General features: G+C 39.1%; 4 protein-coding genes. All 4 read right to left on the bottom strand.

Going from position 1 to position 2,307, the window contains the following annotated elements; genetic code table 11:
* Positions 1 to 481 precede the first annotated feature (481 nt).
* The 4 genes from LC653_RS45785 to LC653_RS45770 all read right to left on the bottom strand — a co-directional run bounded on the left by LC653_RS45785 (position 482) and on the right by LC653_RS45770 (position 2,152).
* The gene (locus LC653_RS45785; RefSeq protein WP_229501834.1) at positions 482 to 757 is read right to left on the bottom strand and encodes a hypothetical protein; all 276 of its coding nucleotides are present in this window, start codon (positions 755 to 757) and stop codon (positions 482 to 484) included.
* 430 nt (positions 758 to 1,187) lie between these two features.
* Entirely contained in the window at positions 1,188 to 1,337 is a 150-nt protein-coding gene (locus tag LC653_RS45780; RefSeq protein ID WP_229501833.1) for a hypothetical protein, read from the bottom strand.
* An 82-nt stretch (positions 1,338 to 1,419) separates the two neighbouring features.
* The gene (locus LC653_RS45775) at positions 1,420 to 1,629 is read right to left on the bottom strand and encodes a hypothetical protein (RefSeq protein WP_229501832.1); all 210 of its coding nucleotides are present in this window, start codon (positions 1,627 to 1,629) and stop codon (positions 1,420 to 1,422) included.
* Between the two features lie 58 nt (positions 1,630 to 1,687).
* Positions 1,688 to 2,152: a GIY-YIG nuclease family protein gene (locus tag LC653_RS45770; protein ID WP_229501831.1), complete on the bottom strand. Its 465-nt coding sequence runs from the start codon at positions 2,150 to 2,152 to the stop codon at positions 1,688 to 1,690.
* Positions 2,153 to 2,307 lie beyond the last annotated feature (155 nt).

Genomic DNA, 2,307 nt, shown 5'->3' with positions numbered 1-2,307 from the left:
GAGACTGGGTAAATGTATCTAAAAATACTAGTGTTAGTATATCGGAGAATATTATAGTCTGAAAGTCATTCATAGCAGTACTTTCAGGCTATCTTGCCCCTGGTGACAGCTTTGCTATATTTACGCCTAGTAGTTAAAATTAAGAAAATCTAAAGTCTTTAACCATCCGTGAGAGTTTAAGATAAAATGCCTTTTGTCAATCGGTTAAAATACTCAAAATTCTCTTATTAAGAATGATAATCATACTGAGGGGAGGGGCAAGGAGGGGAGCCTAGCGATCGCAGTTAGCATTTTTCTAGTTCTCTGTGCTGTTGGTGCTTTGGTGAGGGAACTAAAAAGGTGAGACGGCAAGAGCGATCGCTCCTTCAAAACTCACGCCCCAAAGGCGATCGCAGCCCCAAAAGAGCGATCGCATGAATCCTCTAAGAAGTTTTAGTCAAATAGTTGTAACTTAGTTACAAAAATCAAGTGACTTAATTTTTCAGTCAGACACATCATTGTTATTCTCAGTTATCTGCTGTCTCTCCTGCTTTTGCTTTTCCCTAGACTGGCGTTTTTTCAAAAAGTCACTCTTTACAGTGAGTCCAAGGATTAACGGTGTAGCAGCAGCGATGATAGCTGGTAGGACAGTCAAGTAATCATATAACGTTGGCTGTGTAATTGAAGGCGATCGCTCATTAGGGTTAATTGCTGGAACTTCAGTATTAGTTTCAGGCAGGAAATCACTTTTTGTATTTTGTTGATTTTTTGTTATCATTTTGGGAGGTACCAAAAACAATATCAAAGCTCACTACTGGCGGGAACCAGTAATGATAACTTATTTACCACAATCTCCTTCCTTTTAACCTTCTGGAGGATGATTCTGGTTGTTGCACAAGCCTCATCAAATGAGCAATCAAGTCGGTCTTTAACCATAAAAACTAGCTTGGTCAAAAGAATTCGTAATTGATAATTCGTAATTCGTAATTATTACCCCACACCTAAAGGTGGGGGCTTGAATAATGAATAAATTTCTTTTTTTCATTAATAAATTAAGGGGCTTGTACCCTTAATGAATTAATTATTAATTACGAATTACGAATTACGAATTATTCGGTCATCTCGTCTAAAAGTTCAGACGCTCGATGACTTGCACTCCGCAAGCTATCACTGTACATCTGTTTTTTCCTCTGGTTGAGCGATATTCTCTAAGAATGACATTCATCACCATTTTCGTCTTGCAGTGGTGGCTGAAGAATGTCACTTAATGCTGGTAATAAATTCTCGCTGATTTTTGGCGGTTCAATTGGCTCAAACAGATTTTGTGATAATTGAGGCTGAGTCTCTTGTTCTGGCATTTTTTTAAATATTGTAATCAGTTTGATGGCGATCGCACCTCCAAACCGCGTAGCTTGCCGCCGCAGGCATCGCCATTTTCCTCTAAGAAATTGCCTGTTCTACTGTATCAAGCAACTTTCTTGATAGCTCTAACCAACGCTTTACCCTTGGATTTGTTTCGACTGCTGAGTAAATTGTGGAGGGGTCAACTTCCCAATTCTCATAGGCTGCAAGTTTAACAACAAATACATGCTCTAGTTGGTGACGTTGTTCTGAAGTGTACATTTTAGTTGAGTGCAGCTGCAATCGCATAACTGTTGCTCATGGTAACTTGCCGCGATCAATAAACTCACCAGCAGCCAACGAAAGCTCAAGTCTTTTCTTTCTGCTCCTGGATGTCCAGCCATCTATAAAGTGCGCCTGAATCGTTGTAAGTTACATAAAGCGTAAACATCCAGTCCTCTTCGTCTTCATCCTCTTGTTCATAAAATTGGGAACCCATCTTTGTATTCCAGGTTGTAAGATGAGAAGTTTTCGTTTGACTAATTAAAGATATGTTTGACATGTTGTACCCATGCTTTGGCTCAAAACTTTGATATTTGTTCAAGAACTCCTGTTCTGCTGTCCGCAAGTCCTCACACTTATGAATTACTGTAAATTCAAAGTTTTCTTCACCATGTTCATTCCATGCGCCTTGCAAAAGTTTTGAATGATGCTTGTTTCTATTAAGGTTTTGCTTATGCGTTTTCCATCTGGACTCTATGTTTTGGCTAGCACCAACATAGACTTTGCCGTTTAGTTTGTTTGTAATCAAATATATGCCCTTTGTGGCCATAGATCCTCTGCTTTTTCGTTTGGCTCTCAGTACTGGAGTTTAGACTAAAAGCGATATGAGAGAACGCAAATCAAATGGAATTAGAGATTAAAAATATTATCTTGTCAGCCTCAAAGCATCCGCGACCTTTAACAATTCTGTAGTATATCTGCTCC

It is taken from the genome of Nostoc mirabile CHAB5784, assembly GCF_020829645.1.
Classification (GTDB): Bacteria; Cyanobacteriota; Cyanobacteriia; order Cyanobacteriales; family Nostocaceae; genus Nostoc; species Nostoc mirabile.
Note: the sequence above shows the minus strand (reverse complement) of the source record. Positions and strands in the feature narration are given on the sequence as shown.

Coding starts and splice junctions, on each gene's coding strand:
- LC653_RS45770 (WP_229501831.1), bottom strand. CDS start 2,152: ATGGCCACAAAGGGCATATATTTGATTACAAACAAACTAAACGGCAAA.
- LC653_RS45775 (WP_229501832.1), bottom strand. CDS start 1,629: ATGCGATTGCAGCTGCACTCAACTAAAATGTACACTTCAGAACAACGT.
- LC653_RS45785 (WP_229501834.1), bottom strand. CDS start 757: ATGATAACAAAAAATCAACAAAATACAAAAAGTGATTTCCTGCCTGAA.
- LC653_RS45780 (WP_229501833.1), bottom strand. CDS start 1,337: ATGCCAGAACAAGAGACTCAGCCTCAATTATCACAAAATCTGTTTGAG.